At 55.6% G+C, this 17,168-nt stretch carries 15 protein-coding genes and 1 tRNA gene; 7 read left to right on the top strand and 9 right to left on the bottom strand.

Annotated features, from left to right (window positions below; all coding sequences use genetic code 11):
* Positions 1–25: 25 nt before the first annotated feature.
* From VSQ30_RS11815 to VSQ30_RS11790, 6 genes are all read right to left on the bottom strand, one after another.
* Positions 26–892 (bottom strand): sugar phosphate isomerase/epimerase family protein, encoded by an 867-nt coding sequence (locus VSQ30_RS11815; protein WP_334464257.1) that lies wholly within the window; start codon positions 890–892, stop codon positions 26–28.
* Positions 893–989: 97 nt separating this feature from the next.
* On the bottom strand, positions 990–1,466 hold the full coding sequence (locus VSQ30_RS11810; RefSeq protein WP_334464255.1) for a hypothetical protein: 477 nt from the start codon (positions 1,464–1,466) through the stop codon (positions 990–992).
* 12 nt (positions 1,467–1,478) lie between these two features.
* Positions 1,479–2,555: a 6-phosphofructokinase gene (locus VSQ30_RS11805; protein WP_334464253.1), complete on the bottom strand. Its 1,077-nt coding sequence runs from the start codon at positions 2,553–2,555 to the stop codon at positions 1,479–1,481.
* A gap of 24 nt (positions 2,556–2,579) precedes the next feature.
* Positions 2,580–2,837, bottom strand: a complete 258-nt coding sequence (locus tag VSQ30_RS11800; RefSeq protein ID WP_334464252.1) for a hypothetical protein — start codon at positions 2,835–2,837, stop codon at positions 2,580–2,582.
* Positions 2,834–4,954, bottom strand: a complete 2,121-nt coding sequence (locus VSQ30_RS11795; protein WP_334464251.1) for an RNA degradosome polyphosphate kinase — start codon at positions 4,952–4,954, stop codon at positions 2,834–2,836. Before VSQ30_RS11795 ends, VSQ30_RS11800 begins: the two co-directional genes overlap by 4 nt.
* Before the next feature lie 41 nt (positions 4,955–4,995).
* Entirely contained in the window at positions 4,996–6,540 is a 1,545-nt protein-coding gene (locus tag VSQ30_RS11790) for a Ppx/GppA phosphatase family protein (RefSeq protein ID WP_334464250.1), read from the bottom strand.
* Between the two features lie 214 nt (positions 6,541–6,754).
* Between VSQ30_RS11790 and VSQ30_RS11785 the strand changes: the two genes are divergently transcribed.
* The 7 genes from VSQ30_RS11785 (at position 6,755) to mgtE (ending at position 11,851) form a co-directional block, all read left to right on the top strand.
* Positions 6,755–6,841, top strand: a tRNA-Ser gene (locus VSQ30_RS11785).
* Positions 6,842–6,903: 62 nt separating this feature from the next.
* Complete coding sequence (locus VSQ30_RS11780) at positions 6,904–7,386, top strand: 8-oxo-dGTP diphosphatase (protein ID WP_334464248.1); 483 nt, start codon at positions 6,904–6,906, stop codon at positions 7,384–7,386.
* Between the two features lie 12 nt (positions 7,387–7,398).
* Positions 7,399–7,860: an 8-oxo-dGTP diphosphatase gene (locus VSQ30_RS11775; protein WP_334464246.1), complete on the top strand. Its 462-nt coding sequence runs from the start codon at positions 7,399–7,401 to the stop codon at positions 7,858–7,860.
* Between the two features lie 10 nt (positions 7,861–7,870).
* Complete coding sequence (locus tag VSQ30_RS11770; RefSeq protein WP_334464245.1) at positions 7,871–8,323, top strand: 8-oxo-dGTP diphosphatase; 453 nt, start codon at positions 7,871–7,873, stop codon at positions 8,321–8,323.
* Between the two features lie 13 nt (positions 8,324–8,336).
* On the top strand, positions 8,337–8,789 hold the full coding sequence (locus tag VSQ30_RS11765; protein WP_160641525.1) for an 8-oxo-dGTP diphosphatase: 453 nt from the start codon (positions 8,337–8,339) through the stop codon (positions 8,787–8,789).
* Between the two features lie 25 nt (positions 8,790–8,814).
* Positions 8,815–10,206, top strand: coding sequence for an asparagine--tRNA ligase (gene asnS / locus VSQ30_RS11760; protein ID WP_334464243.1), 1,392 nt, complete (start codon positions 8,815–8,817; stop codon positions 10,204–10,206).
* A 310-nt stretch (positions 10,207–10,516) separates the two neighbouring features.
* Positions 10,517–11,851 carry a magnesium transporter gene (gene mgtE / locus VSQ30_RS11755; RefSeq protein ID WP_160641527.1) on the top strand — a complete coding sequence of 445 codons (1,335 nt, stop codon included), beginning with the start codon at positions 10,517–10,519 and terminating at the stop codon, positions 11,849–11,851.
* A 63-nt stretch (positions 11,852–11,914) separates the two neighbouring features.
* On the opposite strand, the gene VSQ30_RS11750 is transcribed toward mgtE, so the two are convergent.
* The 3 genes from VSQ30_RS11750 to VSQ30_RS11740 all read right to left on the bottom strand — a co-directional run bounded on the left by VSQ30_RS11750 (position 11,915) and on the right by VSQ30_RS11740 (position 17,123).
* Positions 11,915–14,533, bottom strand: a complete 2,619-nt coding sequence (locus VSQ30_RS11750) for a hybrid sensor histidine kinase/response regulator (protein ID WP_334464241.1) — start codon at positions 14,531–14,533, stop codon at positions 11,915–11,917.
* Entirely contained in the window at positions 14,530–14,892 is a 363-nt protein-coding gene (locus VSQ30_RS11745; protein WP_334464239.1) for an Hpt domain-containing protein, read from the bottom strand. Before VSQ30_RS11745 ends, VSQ30_RS11750 begins: the two co-directional genes overlap by 4 nt.
* A gap of 119 nt (positions 14,893–15,011) precedes the next feature.
* Positions 15,012–17,123, bottom strand: a complete 2,112-nt coding sequence (locus VSQ30_RS11740) for a diguanylate cyclase (RefSeq protein WP_334464237.1) — start codon at positions 17,121–17,123, stop codon at positions 15,012–15,014.
* Between the last annotated feature and the right edge of the window lie 45 nt (positions 17,124–17,168).

The raw sequence follows: 17,168 nt of genomic DNA, 5'->3' as shown, positions 1-17,168 counted from the left end.
TTCACCCGGCGTACTTCATAGCGGATCATACTTCATCCCAATACCGCTTTAAATTTGCAAGGCCAATGCGCACAGCCTCCACGCAAGGCTCCAGGCCCTCAAACTCAATGGCAATGGTATCGTCAAAGCCCGCGGCCTTTAAGGTGCGCAGGCACTGCTTCACAGGCACATTCCCCTGGCCGATGACGGTGCCCCGCAGGTAGTTCCCCGCCCGGGTCTGGAAAGCACCCTCCCCGGGATTTTCGGCATAGAAGCTTTTGCAGATAAAGTCTTTGGCGTGGACATAGGCCGTATAGGGGGCTACCCTGGCCACAGCCAGGGCCGGATTTTCATCGGCGCACAGGAAATTGCCCATATCGCACAGCAGCTTAAAGTTGGAGTGCCCCACTGCCGTATACAGCTTTTCCACCCGCTCCGAATCCTGGGAGAAAAAGCCGTGGTTCTCCGTCATAGTGAGGATGCCCTTGGCTGCCGCATACTCAGTGATTTCCCGCACAGCCTCCGAGAGCCGGGGGAGCAGGCTGTCATAGCTTTGGGCAGGCTTTGTGCCCTGGGTGATGTCGTGGCGCATACGGGGCGCGCCCAGCACTGCGGCTAAGTCCACATATTTTTTCACCCGTTCTATTTCTTTGGCGGTGTCCCCGCCGCTGCCGTTTAGCAAATCTGCCGCCACTGCCAAAGAGGAAAAGCACAGCCCCTGCTTTTCGGCCTCGGCCCGGAGGGCCTGGGCCTGCTGGGCCATCTCCTCCTGTGGGCACTGGAAGTTTACAAAATCCACGGCCTCCACCGCGTCAAAGCCCAGTTCTTTGGCCTTTCCAATGCACTGCATGGGGGTCAGTTCCCCGGCCTTTATGGCGCTGTAGAAGCTATATAAGCTGACAGAAAATTTCATAAGAACCTCCATACGATACAGGATTCCTACTTGTGTCCGGTATCGTTCCTTTCTTTATAATTTTTTTACATGAAGGGTTTTGTTATATATTTTATAGTTATATGTCTTTCAGCTTTACAGGGACAAACGCCTCCATCATCCCTTTCCCCAAGGCCTGGATAGCCTCTGGCGGGGTGATGATATGGCCCATGGAATAATGGCCGGGCCTTTCGTCCAGCTCGAAAATACCGCTGCCTTCAATATACTCCACAGCCTCCTGATAGAGCCTGCGGTTTTCCTCCTCGTCATGATCCCAATAGCAATAGGTGAGGAAAAGCCCGCCGTCAAAGGATGCCTTTTCATAGCCTCCGTCAGGCATACCTTCCTCTAAGGCATACCACCATTCCAGCCCGTTCTTTTCGCGGTTGAAGAACAGGAAATCCCGGGGCATAAAGCTGTCCCGGGGAGACGGCTTTATGCTGCTGAAATAGGCGTTGAATCTCCCCAGCACCCCTTCCGGGGAGAAGTCAAATGCCGGGCTTGGCCCGGAGGTGGCGGCGGTGAAGGGGGGCAGGGAGATAATACGGAAATCCATGGCAGCCCTCCTTTAATCGCCAAAGGATATGCCGATTTGGCGGGCAGCCTTGATTTCATCGCAGTCCACAGGGACAGCTTTCAGCTTCCCGGCCACGTCCTGGAGGGGCACAGGCACCGTTTTGCCATTTACCATGCCAATCATCACGCCAAACACTTTGTCCTTGATGCACTTAGCGGCAGTGGCCCCCAGGCGGGTACACAGCACCCGGTCGTAAGCGCAGGGGCTGCCGCCCCGCTGGAAGTGCCCGGGCACGCACACCCGGATTTCGTTGTCGATTTTGTCCGAAAGCTCCTCGGCAATGCGGTATACAATGGAGGGGTGCCGGAAGTCGGCCCGGGCCTTCTTCAGCTCCTTCTTGGAAAGCTTTGCCTCCTCTTTGGAGATGGCCCCCTCGGCTACTGCCAGGATGGAGAATTTCTTGCCGCTGTCAATGCGGCCCTGGAGGGTTTTCGCCACCTTGTTGATGTCGTAGGGGATTTCCGGCAGGAGTATCACGTCCGCGCCGCCTGCGATGCCTGCCGAAAGGGTGAGCCAGCCCACCTTGTGGCCCATTACCTCCACGATGAAAATGCGCCCATGGGAGGTGGCAGTGGTGTGGATGCAGTCGATGACATTGGTGGCGATTTCCACCGCGCTGTGAAAGCCAAAGGTGATGTCTGTGCCCCAGATGTCGTTGTCAATGGTTTTGGGCAGGTGGATAACATTGAGGCCCTCCTCCCGCAGGAGGTTGGCGGTTTTCTGGGTGCCGTTGCCCCCCAGAATCACCAGGCAGTCTAAATCCATTTTTTTGTAGTGCTTTTTCATGGCGGCAACCTTGTCCACGTTGTTCTCGTCAATGACCCGGATGGTTTTAAAGGGCTGGCGGGAGGTGCCCAGCAGCGTGCCGCCCAGGGTGAGGATGCCGGAAAAATCCCCTGGCTCCATCTTTTTATATTCCCCGAAAATCAGCCCGGTGTAGCCGTCTTTAATGCCGTAAATCTCCACGTCCTTGCCAAACTGCTCATACAGCCCCTTGGCAACGCCCCGGATGGCCGCGTTAAGCCCCTGGCAGTCGCCGCCGCTTGTTAAAATGCCTACTCTTTTCATGTGAAAACACCCCTTCTATATTTTTTACAGCCTGTTCGGCAGCAGCGCCCCAATGGTGGTCACGCTGCCGTCCTCCAGTATGACTTCGCATAAATAGTTTTCATCGCCTATGCAGTTGATAAATTCCCGGCACCGCCCGCAGGGAGCGCAGCCTTTTCCGCCATCGTCCACGCCGGAAGCCGCCAGCTTTACCATGGAGGACTCGCCGGCTGTGGCCATTGCCGCCACCGCTGCGTCATGGTGATGCAAAAACACAATCGCTATGCGATAGTGTTCCGTCACGTTGCCTCATCCGCTGTGTGAATGGGAATCAGCGGGCTGTCATGCTCTACATGCTGGCGGGCTTTCAGGCGCTCCTGGGCGTCTTTGTAGAAAGCCTGCTGGGCGCTGAGGGCCGGCTTGCCCCTGTGGGTGACGTGCTGGTAAGATTTGTCCGGCAGCATTTTCCGGGCGTTGGTGTTGTCGTTTAAGAGCATCTCCATAATGGAGAAGGCCCGCTGCTTCAGGTCCTCGTCCTCAATGGGGAACACCAGTTCCACCCGGCGGTCTAAATTCCGGGGCATCCAGTCGGCGCTGCCCATGTAGATTTTGGGGTTCCCGGCGTTTTCAAAGCGGAAAACCCGGCTGTGCTCCAAAAGCTGGCCCACAATGCTGATAACCTCGATGTTTTCGCTGACCTCCGGAAGGCCGGGAATCAGGCAGCAGATGCCCCGCACCACCAGGCGCACCGGCACCCCGGCGCAGCTTGCCTCATACAGCAGGCCGATAATCTCCGGATCCACCAGGGAGTTTACTTTGGCGGTGATGCCGCAGGGCAGGCCCTTTTTTGCATTCTCCGTCTCCAGTTGGATGCGCTGTTTAAAGAAGCTGCGCAGGCCATGAGGGGCCACAGCAAAGTGCTGGTACTCCGGGGGCCGGGAATATCCGGTTATCACGTTGAAAAGGGAGGAGGCGTCCGCCCCATACTGGGGGTTGCAGGTGAAAAGGCCCACATCTGTGTAGATTTTCGCGGTGGAATCGTTGTAGTTGCCTGTGCCCAGGTGCAGGTAACGGCAGATGCCGTCCTCCTCCCGGCGCACCACCAGGGCAATTTTGCAGTGGGTTTTCAGGCCATACAGGCCGTAAATCACGTGGCACCCGGCCTTTTCCAGCTTCTGCGCCCAGTTGATGTTGTTTTCCTCGTCAAACCGGGCCTTCAGCTCCACCAGCACAGTTACCTGCTTGCCGTTTTCCGCCGCCTTAATCAGGGCCGCGATAATGGGGGAGTTGCCGCTGACCCGGTACAGGGTCTGCTTGATGGCCAGCACGTCCTCGTCCTCGGCGGCCTGCTCAATGAATTTTACCACGCAGTCGAAGCTTTCATAGGGATGGTGAACCATCCTGTCCTTGTCCCGGATGGCTGCAAAAATATCGTCATAGCCCCAGAAATCTGCCGGGGCCACCGGGGAGATGGGCTTGAAGCACAGGTTTTCGCAGCCCTTGATGCCAGCGAATTTGGAGAGGAAGGTCAGGTCTAAAGGCCCGGCCAGCTCGTAAATTTCATTCTTCTTGATTTTCAGCATATCAATGAGAAAGCTTTTCAGGTTCTTGTCGCACTTTGCAGGCAGTTCCAGCCGCACAGGGCGGCCCCTTTTCCGGCGCTTGATGGACTTCTTCATCTCGCTCATGAAGTCCTCGCTCTCCTCGTCAATGGACATGTCCGAGTCCCGGGTGACCCGGAAGGGGCAGGCAGCCTTGATATCATGCAGCTCGAACAGCTCGTCAAGCTTATGCATGATGATGTCCTCCAGCAGGGTGAAGGCCCGGCCCCCCTCACAGGGCAGCTCTAAAAACCGGGGCAGGATGCCCGGCACCTGCACAATGGCAAAGCACTTGTCGTCCCCTTTTTTCTCTTTTTCCTTGGACTTTAGGTATACCGCAAGGTTCAAAGACTTGTTGGCCAGCAGGGGGAAGGGCCGGCTGTTGTCCACCGCCAGGGGGGTGAGCACCGGGAACAGCACTTCCTTAAAATATTGGGAGATATAGTCGAGCTGCTGGCTGTCCATCTCCTCGCAGGAGAGGAAGCAGATTCCCTGCTTTTCCAGGGCGGGCACAATGGAGCGGCTGAGGCAGGAATACTGCTTCTCCATGAAAACGTGGGTTTTCTCCTCCAGCTCCTTTAAAAGCTCCTGGGGGGTTAAATCAAAGGTATCTTTGGGTTTGTAGCCGGAGTTTACCTGGGCCTTCACCCCTGCCACCCGCACCATGAAAAATTCGTCCAGATTGGAGCCTGTAATGGCCAAAAAGCGCAGCCGCTCCATTAGGGGGTTCTCCCGTTTGGTGGCCTCCTCCAGCACCCGGGCGTTAAAGTCCATCCAGCTTAATTCTCGGTTATAATAGGGCATTTTCTTGTCTGCCATAGGTCATTCCTCAATTCTCTATAAAGTGGGGGAAGGGGCTGTTACAGGGCTTCAAATTTCACTGCCAGCTCCGGCAAAAGCCCGAATACATTCTGGAAGAACTGGGAGGCTTCCTCAAAGGCCCAGCGCTCCAAAAGGGTGTTTTCCCGGGCTTTGGCCCGGAACAGCACCCGGTCGCCGTCTGTGCTGATTTTTAAATCCCGCAGTTTTTCCCGGTGGGATTTGTCCAGGGCGTTTGCCATGCGGAACATGGCCTCCAGCTTCATGGCCTCCAGACGCTCCTTGTCGGAAAGGAGCAGAAGTTCCGGATCCTCCTCTGTGGAGGGGTTCACGCTGCCTGCCACCAAGGCGATTTGCAGCACCTGGGCCTCTGAAAGCCCGAAAATGTCCATGCCTTTAATCATATCAAAGGTGCAGCGGCTGTGCTGGCGCACGCATACAAAGCTGCCGCAGCTATGGAGCGTGGCAGCAAGCTCCAGAATCAGCCGGCGGGAGGGGTCCAGCCCGTGGACTTTTTTCAGCTTGTCAAAAATTTTGCAGCAAAATTCCCCGATGCGCTGGGAGTGCTCTAAATCGCACCCAAAGCTTCTGGCTGTGGCTTCGGCGCAGGCCAGAGCATTTTTCCGCAGGTAGGCAGCCCACTGGGCGTCTGCCCTGGGAGAGAGCATATACCGCATGACCCCCTGGGAAATGTCCGCTATGGGGGAAACAACCTCCTTGGCCCCTGGGCAGAAACGCAGAAGCCCTCTGTAAACAAACAGGGCTGTGTACAGCACAGCGGCTTTGTCCTCTGTCATGCCATAGCGCAGGCCAATGCTTTCCGCTGTCATGGAGCGCAGCTCGTCATAAAGGGAAATCAGCTTTTTCACGTCCAGGCGCACCATTTCCCCTTCCTGCCGGGCGCCGCTGAGCCTTGCCACCCGCCCCATCTGAGAGCCGGTGACAATCAGGTTCTGCACCCGGAAGGCGGAAATATCCACCCGGCTTAAAAGCAGATCCATATATTCGTCTACAATGCAGTGGAAATCCTGGGCGCCTTTTCTCATCTTGCTTAAGGCGTCGTGAAGCTTTAAAGGCCCGATGGGGATGTTCTGGGAGTATACGGCCTGCTGCCCGTCAAACACGGCAATGCCGATGCTGCCCGCCCCCACATAGGCGATAAGGGACGCGCCTCCCTTTACGGCCTGTTCCCGTTCCAGGCGCTCCATAATCTCCCCGTAAATATAGGCTTTTTCCTGGCTGTCATCCAAAACCTCCACGTCCAGGCCGTTGCGCACCTTTAGCTGGTCGATAACCAGGGCGCGGTTTTTGGCCTCCCGCAGGGCAGAGCAGGAAACCACCCGGGGCTTTTCGATATTGTAGGAAAGCAGGGCGGCGGAAAATTTGGACAAAGCGGCGGACAGCTCCCGCAGGCTGTCAAAGCTGACGCTGCCGTTTTCAAACACGTCGTGGCCCAGCCCGATGGGATATTCCAGCCTGTCCAGGGTCTGGATTTTGCCCTTTGACAACTGGGACACCCGCAGCTTCACATTGTTGGAACCAATCTCGATGACCGCCGCTATGGGGGCGGCGCTTTTCTTGTTCAAGGAAGATCCCTCCAGAGAGTATAAATTCATGATGTGTCATGCGGGCGGCGCCCGCATTCATCAATATTATACCAAACAGGGCGGGGGGAAGCAAATATTTTTTGAGAATTTTTGCCTGCAAAAGGGAAAGGGAAAAACCTTTTAAAAAAATTTTGAAAAAGGGGTTGATTTTTTCTGCAAAATTCGGTATACTTGTAAAGCCGATAGGGGATACGGAGAGGTATTCTAATTGGTAAGGAGCCACATTGGAAATGTGGTGTGCCGCAAGGCATTGTGCGTTCGAGTCGCATCCTCTCCGCCATAGCAGAGAGCGCCAGGTCATTTGCCCGGCGCTCTTTTCATTTTTTGCAGGAGGGTGGATGTATGGGCTATGAAGTGAACATAGAATTGACCAACATGTGCATGGTGGCAGACGGCACGAAAGTGCTGGTGCAAAACCGGGTGAAGCCCGGCTGGCCTGGCATCACTTTCCCTGGCGGCCATGTGGAGCCGGGGGAGGGCATTACCGCTTCCGTTATCCGGGAAGTGAAAGAGGAGACGGGCCTCGCCATAGAAAGCCCCAAACTCTGCGGAATTAAAACCTGGGGCGGGCCAGAGGGCCTTTTGGAAGTGGCTTTCCTTTATAAAGCAGAAAAGTTTTCCGGGGAACTGAAGCCTTCGGAAGAGGGGGAGGTTTTTTGGGCAGAGCGGGACAGCCTTCCTGCCATGCAGCTTGCCAGCGGCATGGAGGAAACCTTCCGGGTTTTCTTTGAAGAAGATATCAGCGAATTATATTACGAGAAAAAGGATAAAAACGCGCCTGCAGGCCCGTGGCGCTATGAGGACTGGCAATATACCTTGCAGTAACGGGGGATGGAAATGTCCAGGGAAGTTGCAGTGGAACTGACAAACATGTGCATGGTGTGTGACGGCGGCAAGGTGCTGGTACAGGACCGGGCAAAACCCGGTTGGTCAGGCATCACCTTTCCCGGCGGGCACGTGGAGCCGGGGGAGAGCATTACCGCTTCCGTTATCCGGGAAGTGAAAGAGGAGACGGGCCTCACCATAGAAAGGCCCAAACTCTGCGGCATTAAGGACTGGATGCGGGAGGACGGCAGCCGGTATATGGTTCTTTTGTTTAAGGCGGAGAAGTTTTCTGGCAGCCTTGCCCCTTCCAGGGAAGGAAACGTCTTTTGGGCGGAGCGGTCACAATTGCCGGGCATGAACCTGGCCCGCTCTATGAGGGAAACCATCGAGGTGCTGCTGGACGATACATTAAGCGAGTTATATTACACAGTCTATTCCCAAATTACAGACGGCAGCCACTGGGTGCTGCAATAAGGGGGAGCGTATGATGAGGGAAGTAAGGGCGGAAATCGCCAACATGTGTGTGATACAGGACGGCACAAAAGTGCTGGTGGAGGAAAGGAAAGATCCTAAGTGGCCGGGAATCGCGTTCCCGGGGGGCCATGTGGAGCCGGGGGAAAGCATTACGGCTTCTGTTATACGGGAAGTGAAGGAGGAAACGGGGCTTGCCATTGAACATCCCACCCTTTGCGGCATTAAGACATGGACAAAGGAAAACGGCGCCCGCTACCTGCTTTTCTTTTATAAAACAGACAAATTTTCCGGGGAGCTGCAATCCTCGGAAGAAGGGGAGGTCTTTTGGGCCGAGCTGGATGCTCTGCCCGGGATGAACCTGGCAAAGGATATGGAACTGCACCTCCGCTTGTTCCAAGAGGACAATCTCAGCGAACTATATTGTGTAAGGCAAGAGGGCGGCACGAAAAAGGTGCTGCTGTAAAGGAGGGGCTTTTATGTCTCGGGAAATAAAAGCGGAAATCACCAACCTGTGCATGATACAGGACGGCACAAAGGTGCTGGTGCAGAACAGGCTTGCCAAAAACTGGCCCGGCATCACCTTCCCGGGCGGGCACGTGGATCCGGGGGAGAGCGTTACCGATTCTGTCATCCGGGAAGTAAAGGAGGAGACAGGGCTTGCCATTGAACATCCCACCCTTTGCGGCATCAAGGACTGGACGCGGGACGATGGCTCCCGTTACCTGCTTTTCTTTTATAAAACAGACAAATTTTCCGGGGAGCTGCAATCTTCGGAAGAAGGGGAGGTGTTCTGGGCCGAGCTGGATGCTCTGCCCGGGATGAACCTGGCGGAGGACATGGAGGCAAACCTCCGGGTGTTCCTGGAAGATGATATCAGCGAGTTTTACTACGATAGGCAGAACGGCGGCTGGGAAAGCCAGTTGTTCTAAACCAACTTTTTAAGGAGTGAAGGACATGAAACGCGAGGAAATCGCAGCATTTTATAAAGACCTGGACAGCTACAAAGACAAGACGGTGACAGTGTGCGGCTGGGTGCGCTCTGTGCGGGACTCCAAGGCTTTGGGCTTTATCGACTTAAACGACGGATCCAGCTTCAAGGGCGTGCAGGTGGTGTTTGAGGACGGAAAGATTGAAAACTTCAAGGAGATTGCCGCCCAGAACGCCGGGGCAGCCCTGCGGGTGACAGGCACCCTGCTTGCCACTCCAGGCATGAAGCAGCCTTTTGAAATCCACGCGGAAAAGATTGTGGTGGAGGGTGCCTCCGCTCCCGAATACCCCCTGCAGAAGAAGCGCCATGGGGTGGAGTTTTTGCGCACCATTGCCCATCTGCGCCCCCGCACCAACCTCTACAGCGCTGCTTTCCGCATCCGTTCAGCGGCGGCCTTTGCCATGCATAAGTTCTTCCAGGAGAACGGCTTTGTGTATATCCACACCCCCATCATCACCGCCACCGACTGTGAGGGAGCGGAGATGTTCCAGGTGACCACCCTTGACCCGGCAAGCCCGCCCCGCACCCAGGAGGGCGGTGTGGACTACCATGAGGATTTCTTCGGCAAGCGGGTGTTCCTTTCCGGCTCCGGGCAGCTTCAGGTGGAGTGCATGGCCCAGGCCTTCTCCAAGGTGTACACCTTTGGCCCCACCTTCCGGGCAGAGCGCTCCAACACCCCCCGCCATGCCTCGGAGTTCTGGCACATCGAGCCGGAAATTGCCTTCGCCGACTTAAACGACGACATGGATCTGATTGAGTCCACGGTAAAATATGTTATTAACTATGTGCTGGAAACCTGTTCCCAGGACGTAGAGTTCTGCAGCCAGTTTGTGGATAAGGGCCTTTTAGAGCGCCTGCGCCATGTGGCCGGCTCCGACTTTGCCCGGGTGAGCTACACCGACGCCGTTGAGATTTTGAAAGAGCACAACGGCGAGTTTGAGTTCAAGGTGGAGTGGGGCGCGGACATCCAAACCGAGCACGAGCGGTATCTGGCGGAGAAGCACTTCGGCAGGCCCGTGTTTGTCACCGACTATCCCAAGGAGATCAAGTCTTTCTACATGCGCATGAACGACGACGGCAAAACCGTTGCCGCCACCGACCTGCTGGTGCCCGGCATTGGGGAGCTGGTGGGGGCCAGCCAGCGGGAGGAGCGCTACGACGTGCTGAAGGCCCGCATGGCAGAGCTGGGCATGAGCGAGGAGGATTTCTGGTGGTATCTGGATCTGCGCCGCTTTGGCACCACCGTGCATTCCGGCTTTGGCATCGGCTTTGACCGCCTGGTGATGTACCTCACCGGCATCCAGAACATCCGGGACGTGCTGCCCTTCCCCCGCACCACCGGCACAGCGGAGTTTTAATATAGCTTTAAGTCCCCTGGCTTAGCCGGGGGATTTTTATTCAGACACCCCCCTGCAAAAGAAAACCCTTGACAAATCCCCATAAAAAAGCTACTCTTTAAGAGGAACGAAGTCAGACGGGAAAAGCGAGGTGGACATTGTGAGCGTTCCGCGAAGCAGCGACGGCATAGTACCGGATCGATTATGGTTGAGGCACTGCGGGGCGCGCCTTTGCCCTTTCCGCTGATTTTCAGTCGGGGAGGCTCTGCGGGCTGGCAGGCCTGTCCGGTTTTGTGCCGTATCTCTCAAATAGTAAAGGAGGTACGGGAATATGGAAGAAAAAATTTTGGAGCTTTTGGAGGGGCGCGGCTTTTCCCAGGCCGCCGCTCTCTTAAAGGACATGAACCCCGCCGACGTGGCCCAGGTGCTGGGGGAGCTGCCAGAGCAGAAAATGCCTGTGGCCTTCCGGCTTTGCCCCAAGGAGCTGGCGGCAGACGCCTTTGCCTACATGCCCCCGGACGCACAGGAAATCCTGGTGCGTGGCTTCTCCGACAAGGAGCTGGAGGAGGTTATGGAGCAGCTCTTTGTGGACGATGCGGTGGACATGCTGGAGGAAATGCCGGCAAATGTCATCAAGCGGGTGCTGCGCCATGTGGATGCGGATACCCGGAAGATGATAAACCAGATGCTCAATTACCCCAAGGACAGCGCGGGAAGCATCATGACCATGGAGTATGTGGATTTAAAGCGCAGCATGACCGTGGAACAGGCTTTCGAGCGCATCCGTCGCACAGGCGTGGAAAAAGAAACGGTGTATACCTGCTATGTGACGGACAGCCGGCGGAAGCTGGAGGGTATTATCACAGTAAAAGACCTGCTGCTGGCCCCAAAGGACGCGGTACTGCGGGATATTATGGAAACAAATATCAAATTTGTTTCCACCCACACAGACCAGGAGGAGGCCGCCCGGGCCTTGAGCAAGTATGACTTCCTGGCCCTGCCTGTAGTGGACGGGGAAGAGCGGCTGGTGGGCATTGTCACAGTGGATGACGCCATTGACGTTATCCAGGAGGAGGCTACAGAGGATATTGAAAAGATGGCGGCTATGGCCCCGTCTGACAAGCCTTATATGAAAACCAGCATTTTGGACACCTGGAAAAAGCGGGTGCCCTGGTTGCTGTTTCTGATGATTTCCGCCACCTTTACCAGCAGCATTATCAACTCCTTTGAGGATGCCTTGGCGGCCAGCGTGGTGCTTACAGGCTTTATCCCTATGCTGATGGACACTGGAGGCAATTCCGGCTCCCAGTCCTCTATCACTATTATCCGTGGCCTGTCCCTGGGGGAGATACGGTATGGGGACGTGCCCCGCATCCTTTTAAAGGAAGGCTCTGTGGCCCTTATGTGCGGCTGCACCCTGGCTGTGGCGAATTTTATCAAGCTTATGCTCATTGACCGGGTGACGCTTTTAGTGGCAGGAGTGGTGTGCCTCACTCTCTTAATGGTGGTGCTGGTGGCAAATATTGTGGGCAGCACCCTGCCCATCTTAGCCAAGCGCCTGGGCTTTGACCCCACTGTAATGGCAAGCCCCCTTATCACGACCATTGTGGACGCAGTGTCCCTGGTGATTTATTTCAACATTGCCAAGGCTGTGCTGCGGATCTGAAAAGGCAGAAGAATAAGAAAAGGCCGCCTGAGGATATCCTCAGGCGGCCTTTTCCAGGCTTTTTTAGTTTTCCATATACTTTTCCAGCAGCCGGGCCACTTCTCTTACGTCGATAGGCTTTGCCACATGGGCGTTCATGCCGCAGTCCAGGCAGTGCTTGATGTCCTCGGAGAAAGCGTCTGCCGTCATGGCGATGATGGGCAGGTTCGCGTCTGGGTGATCCAGCTTGCGGATGGCCACAGCAGCCTCATAGCCTGTCATCACCGGCATACGGATGTCCATGAGAACAGCGCTGTAATGGCCGGGCTGGGAGTTTTGCAGCATTTCCACGCAGATTTGCCCGTTCTCCGCGTGATCCAACTGGAGGCCCAAATCAGTGAGCAACTCCTCTGCGATTTCCCAGTTCAGTTCGTTGTCCTCAGCCAGCAGGACGTGCTTGCCGTTAAAATCTATCGCATGGTGAGGGGATTCTTCCTTTGGCTCCCCTTCTTCTTTGCCGTCGGCAAATTTTTTCAGGCCATAGAACAGGGTAGACTTGAATAGAGGCTTGGAGATAAAGCCTGTTATGCCCGCCTGGCGGGCCTCGTCCTCAATCTCGCCCCAGTCGTAGGCGGAAATAAGCAGGATGGGGATGTCGCCTTCCATACGGGCGTGTATGGCTTTGGCTGTAGAGATGCCATCCATACCAGGCAGCTTCCAGTCCAGCAGGATAACCTGGTAGTCCTCCCGGCGCTGGTGCTTCTTCACAACCATTTCCACAGCTTCCTCGCCGGAAAGAACCCAGTCCGCCTTTATGCCGATAGACTGCAAAGCGCTGGCTGTGCTCTCGCAAAGCTGCTGATCATCATCCACCACCAGCATGTTCCAGGGAGGCAGCACCATGTCCACCTCAGCCACCTCGGCTTTTTCAAAGTCCAGGGTCACGTTGAATTCCGTACCCACGCCCTGCTGGCTTTCCACCTGGATGGTGCCGCCCATGGCGTCCACAATGTACTTGGTGATAGCCATCCCCAGGCCGGTGCCCTCTGTGCGGTGAATGCGGGTGTTGTCCTCCCGGGTGAAGGACTCAAACACCTTGGCTTTAAACTCCTCTGACATGCCCATGCCCGTATCCTTTACCTGCAAAAGGATGCGCACATATTCCGCCCCTTTGGGGGATTCCGTTTCCCGCAGGGTAATCTGAATGGTGCCGCCCTCCGGCGTAAACTTAATAGCGTTGGAAAGGAAATTCAGCAGCACCTGGTTTAAGCGCACGCTGTCGCAGCAGACGTTTTCAGAGGAAATATCGTAGATGCAGACATTGAAGTTCTGGTGCTTGGCTTTCACCTGGGGCTGGACAATGCTAACAATGCTGTCCATCACTTCCCGCAGGGAAACCTGGTCAATATTCAGGGTCATCTTGCCGCTTTCAATTTTAGACATGTCCAGCACGTCATTGATAAGCCCTAGCAGGTGCTGGCTGGAAAGGGAGATCTTCTTCAGGCAGTGCTGCACCTGCTGGCGGTTCTCTATATTGGCGGTGGCAATAGCCGTCATGCCTACAATGGCGTTCATGGGGGTGCGGATGTCGTGGCTCATGTTGGACAAAAATTCGCTCTTTGCCTTGTTGGCGTGTTCCGCCGCCCGCTGGGCCTTTTCCGCGTCCCGGCGCGCGTCCACCGCCATGGTCAGGGATTTTTCCGCTGTTTTCCTGGCATTGTCCAGATCTACCATCTGCTGCCGGGTCAGCCGGAAATAATATACAAAAATGGAACCCAGCACAATGAGAATCAGGGCGCAGCCCCCCAGCACAAGGCTTGTCCAGGTGTTGCCCATGCTGCTCACCACTTCGTCCAGTTGGCCGTAGGGCATGGCGGTAACCAGATACCACTCTGAATTGGGCAGGGAAGTGCAGTATAGGTGCCGGCGCTCTCCGGGCAGATGGTATACCACAGAGTAAGGCTCGTTTTTCTGCATGGCTTCATAGAGATCCGTAATATGCTTTTCCGCTTCTTCCAGGTTCTCCCCCTGATACAGGGAGCGCAGGCGGTCAAAGTAGTTGCCCCGGTAAGCGTCGGAGCTTTGGATTACAAAGGTGCCGTCCTTGCGGATTACATGGGAATACACCAGGGGGTTGCTTTCATCAGCGTCCAGGGCCAGAATCTGCTTGAAATAGTCTGTCGGCAGGGCCACCACCAGCGCCAGGCTTTCCCTGCCGTCCGCCATCTCATAGGCTGCCGGCACGCCCAGCAGCACAATGCTGTCGTCTGTCTCGTCTGTACCCACAGCCACTTTCTTTTCCTGGCTCTGCATGGAGCGGAAAAACGGCTCCGGATCCGTTACCTGGATCTGTTCGCCGCAGAGCATCTCAAAGGCCCCATCCTCCGCATACAGCGCAAGGCTGACAAAGCCCCGCTCCAGGGCGTTGCTGCCCATGTTTTCAGCCAAGGTGCCGTAGTCAGCGCTGCGTGGCGGGTAATTCTGGACAATGCTTTCAATCTGGTTCAGATTATAGTCGATAGTTGTCTCAAAGTGCATGGAGATGCGTTCATTGAGGCCAGCCATATAGATGGTGCCAATTTCGCTGATAGTAGCCGAGCTTTGGTAGTTCATATAGTAGGCGAGGAAGGTAAAGACAACAACGCACAGCAGCACCACCAAGGCCAGGCTGACCTTCAGGAAGCGCATGGTGTTGTATTTCATGTGGACATCCCCTCCTGGAAGCTTCTGATAGCGGTGACAGTGCGTCCATAGTCCTCCTTCACCCGCTCGCACAGAGGCCCGGCCTCCGGAGTGAGGCCGGAACGCAGCGCCTCGGTAAGCTCTGCGCTGGAAGCAAGCAGGGTGTTGAAGCCCAGGTTCTGGCACATGCCTTTAATGGTATGGGCCGCCCGGAAGGCTTCCTCGCTGTTGCCCTGCTCCAGGGAGGAAATCAGCAGATCATAGCTTTTGTCATCCAAAAATTTCAGCACGAATTTCTGTATGAATTTGTCGCTGGGCAGGCGCCCCCGAACCTCGTTGTAATCTCCGCCGATTTCTGTGTACAATTCCTGAAGGGTCATAGTAGGTTGCTCCTCTCTGTATGTGCCCTCTGTAGGGCAGGATAGATAATATACGTAATGCTGCCGGGCAGATACAACCGGCACACGCCTGAAAGTGTTCTGTCATTTATAGTAAATATTCAGCTTTCGGCTTTCCCGTCCTCTTTGCTCTCAATGGGGCTTAAAGACTGATCCGCATAATTGCCCCTTGTGGGCTTCAGGCTTTGCAGGGCGCCGTCATAGAACTGGAACCGGCCCCGGCCCGACTGCTTTACCGCATACAGGGCCTGATCCGCCGCCTTCAGCAGATCTGTAAACACAGGCTCCACCATCTCCGTGGTGGCTACCCCCATGCTCATGGAAACTGTGAAGCCCTGGAAATCCCCGCCGCTGATAGAGCGGTAGATACGGCGTATAACAGCCTCCAGCTCCTGCTGGTATTCCAGGAAGATAATGAACTCGTCGCCGCCCACCCGGGCCGCAATATCCATGCCGCGCACATTCTGCCGGAGCAGCTCTGCCACGTGGGCCAGCACATGGTTGCCAAAAGCGTGGCCATAGGTGTTGTTGGCGTCCTTGAAATGATCCAGGTCAAAGAAAGCCAGTGCATAGTTTGAATCCGGATGGGCCTTCATCCTGGCCTCAATCTGCTTGCGGGCGCTGTTCAGGTTCAGCAGATCCGTCAGGCCGTCATAGGAAGCCATGCGCTCCAAAGATTCCAGGTTGGTGCGCATATCGTGGATGTCCACAGCCTTGCCGATGCAGCCTGTCATCTGGGGTGGCTCTTCCCCTTCCCACACCGTCTGCATGATGAACCGGAACCACCGCCACTTGTCGTTGTGGCGCAGCCTGCACTCATAGGTAACATACGGGTGCTCTGGGGAGGTGTCCTCCAGCATTTCCATAATGGTCTGCCAGTCCTGTTCATCCAGCAGGCCCATCAGGTTCTTGTTCTCAAAAGGCTCCATAATGATTTCATCCACGCCCAGCCACTTGGCGCCCCAGGAATTCAGGGATACCATAGAGGGCAGGATGGTGTATTCAAACTGAACCTCCTTGCTCATGGCCGCAAAGAAGCTGTACTTCATGCGCTCGTGCTCCAGAAGCTGCAAGGTGCGGCTGGAGGCGCTCAGCTCTTTATGCTGCGAAAGATTCTGTATCATGTCGGAAAGCTCTGCCTGGCTGGGGCCTTCAAATTCCTTGGGTTCCATTTCCCTGGCAATGTCCCCGGAAATATCTTCCAGGCAGGAGAGCAGCAGGGGATTGAAGGTGCCGCATTCCCCGTTCACAATCATTTCCACAGCCTTTTCATGGGTGAAGGGGGGCTTATACACCCGCTTGCTGGTCAGGGCGTCATACACGTCTGCCAAAGCCACTGTCTGGGCGGAAATGGGGATTTCATCCCCCTTCAGGCCGTCGGGATATCCCCTGCCGTCATAGCGCTCGTGGTGCCAGCGGCAGATGTCATAGGCCATCTTGACCACCTTTTCCGCGTGGTACATGTTCAGGCTTTCCAGCATCTGGGCGCCTATGAGGGAGTGGGTTTTCATAACGGCGAATTCCTCAGCCGTCAGCTTGCCGGGCTTGTTGAGGATTTTTTCGTCGATGGAAATTTTTCCAATGTCGTGCAGGGCCGAGGCCATGCTCATGGCGGCAATATCGTCCTTGGAAATGTGGTACTGATCCGTTTTCTGCACCAGCCGGCGCAGCAGCAGCTCGGTAAGCGTGCGCACATGCAGCACGTGCAGGCCGCTTTCCCCGTTTCGGAACTCCACGATATGGCTTAAAATATCCACCATCAGGGCGCTGCTCTGCTGTTTTTCATAGATCTGCTCTGCCACCAGGGCCTCCAGATCCTTCTGCTTGGCATACAGCAGCAGGGTGTTTTTCACGCGCCGGTGGACTATCTGGGCGTCAAAGGGGCGGCTGATAAAATCTGTAATGCCCATTTCATAGGCCTGGTCAATGCGGGAGGTGTTGCTTTCCGCAGAAATCATCACCACAGGCACAGATTCAATCCAGTGCCTGCGGTTCATAACCTCCAGCACGCCGAAGCCGTCCATGTTGGGCATGACGATATCCAGAAGCATCAGGGCAATTTCCGTGCTGTGGTTTTGCAAAAGGCCCACAGCCTGCAGGCCGTCTCCGGCCTCCAGCATTTCATATTCCCCCTCCAGCATATCCACCAGGATGGAGCGGTTCATTTCCGAGTCATCTACAATCAATATGGTTTGTCTGTTCGAGCTGGACACAGTATGCACACCCTCTTTATCTTCTGGACGGCAGCCTGCCGGGAC

Origin of the sequence: Acutalibacter sp. JLR.KK004 (assembly GCF_036941085.1) — a bacterium.
Classification (GTDB): Bacteria; Bacillota; Clostridia; order Oscillospirales; family Acutalibacteraceae; genus Acutalibacter.
Note: the sequence above shows the minus strand (reverse complement) of the source record. Positions and strands in the feature narration are given on the sequence as shown.

What these genes read in the sequence shown, in the direction of transcription:
- VSQ30_RS11805 (WP_334464253.1), bottom strand. Translation starts at nt 2,555, where the DNA reads ATGAAAAGAGTAGGCATTTTAACAAGCGGCGGCGACTGCCAGGGGCTT.
- VSQ30_RS11775 (WP_334464246.1), top strand. Translation starts at nt 7,399, where the DNA reads ATGTCCAGGGAAGTTGCAGTGGAACTGACAAACATGTGCATGGTGTGT.
- asnS (WP_334464243.1), top strand. Translation starts at nt 8,815, where the DNA reads ATGAAACGCGAGGAAATCGCAGCATTTTATAAAGACCTGGACAGCTAC.
- VSQ30_RS11810 (WP_334464255.1), bottom strand. Translation starts at nt 1,466, where the DNA reads ATGGATTTCCGTATTATCTCCCTGCCCCCCTTCACCGCCGCCACCTCC.
- VSQ30_RS11795 (WP_334464251.1), bottom strand. Translation starts at nt 4,954, where the DNA reads ATGGCAGACAAGAAAATGCCCTATTATAACCGAGAATTAAGCTGGATG.
- VSQ30_RS11750 (WP_334464241.1), bottom strand. Translation starts at nt 14,533, where the DNA reads ATGAAATACAACACCATGCGCTTCCTGAAGGTCAGCCTGGCCTTGGTG.
- VSQ30_RS11770 (WP_334464245.1), top strand. Translation starts at nt 7,871, where the DNA reads ATGATGAGGGAAGTAAGGGCGGAAATCGCCAACATGTGTGTGATACAG.
- VSQ30_RS11765 (WP_160641525.1), top strand. Translation starts at nt 8,337, where the DNA reads ATGTCTCGGGAAATAAAAGCGGAAATCACCAACCTGTGCATGATACAG.
- mgtE (WP_160641527.1), top strand. Translation starts at nt 10,517, where the DNA reads ATGGAAGAAAAAATTTTGGAGCTTTTGGAGGGGCGCGGCTTTTCCCAG.
- VSQ30_RS11815 (WP_334464257.1), bottom strand. Translation starts at nt 892, where the DNA reads ATGAAATTTTCTGTCAGCTTATATAGCTTCTACAGCGCCATAAAGGCC.
- VSQ30_RS11780 (WP_334464248.1), top strand. Translation starts at nt 6,904, where the DNA reads ATGGGCTATGAAGTGAACATAGAATTGACCAACATGTGCATGGTGGCA.
- VSQ30_RS11745 (WP_334464239.1), bottom strand. Translation starts at nt 14,892, where the DNA reads ATGACCCTTCAGGAATTGTACACAGAAATCGGCGGAGATTACAACGAG.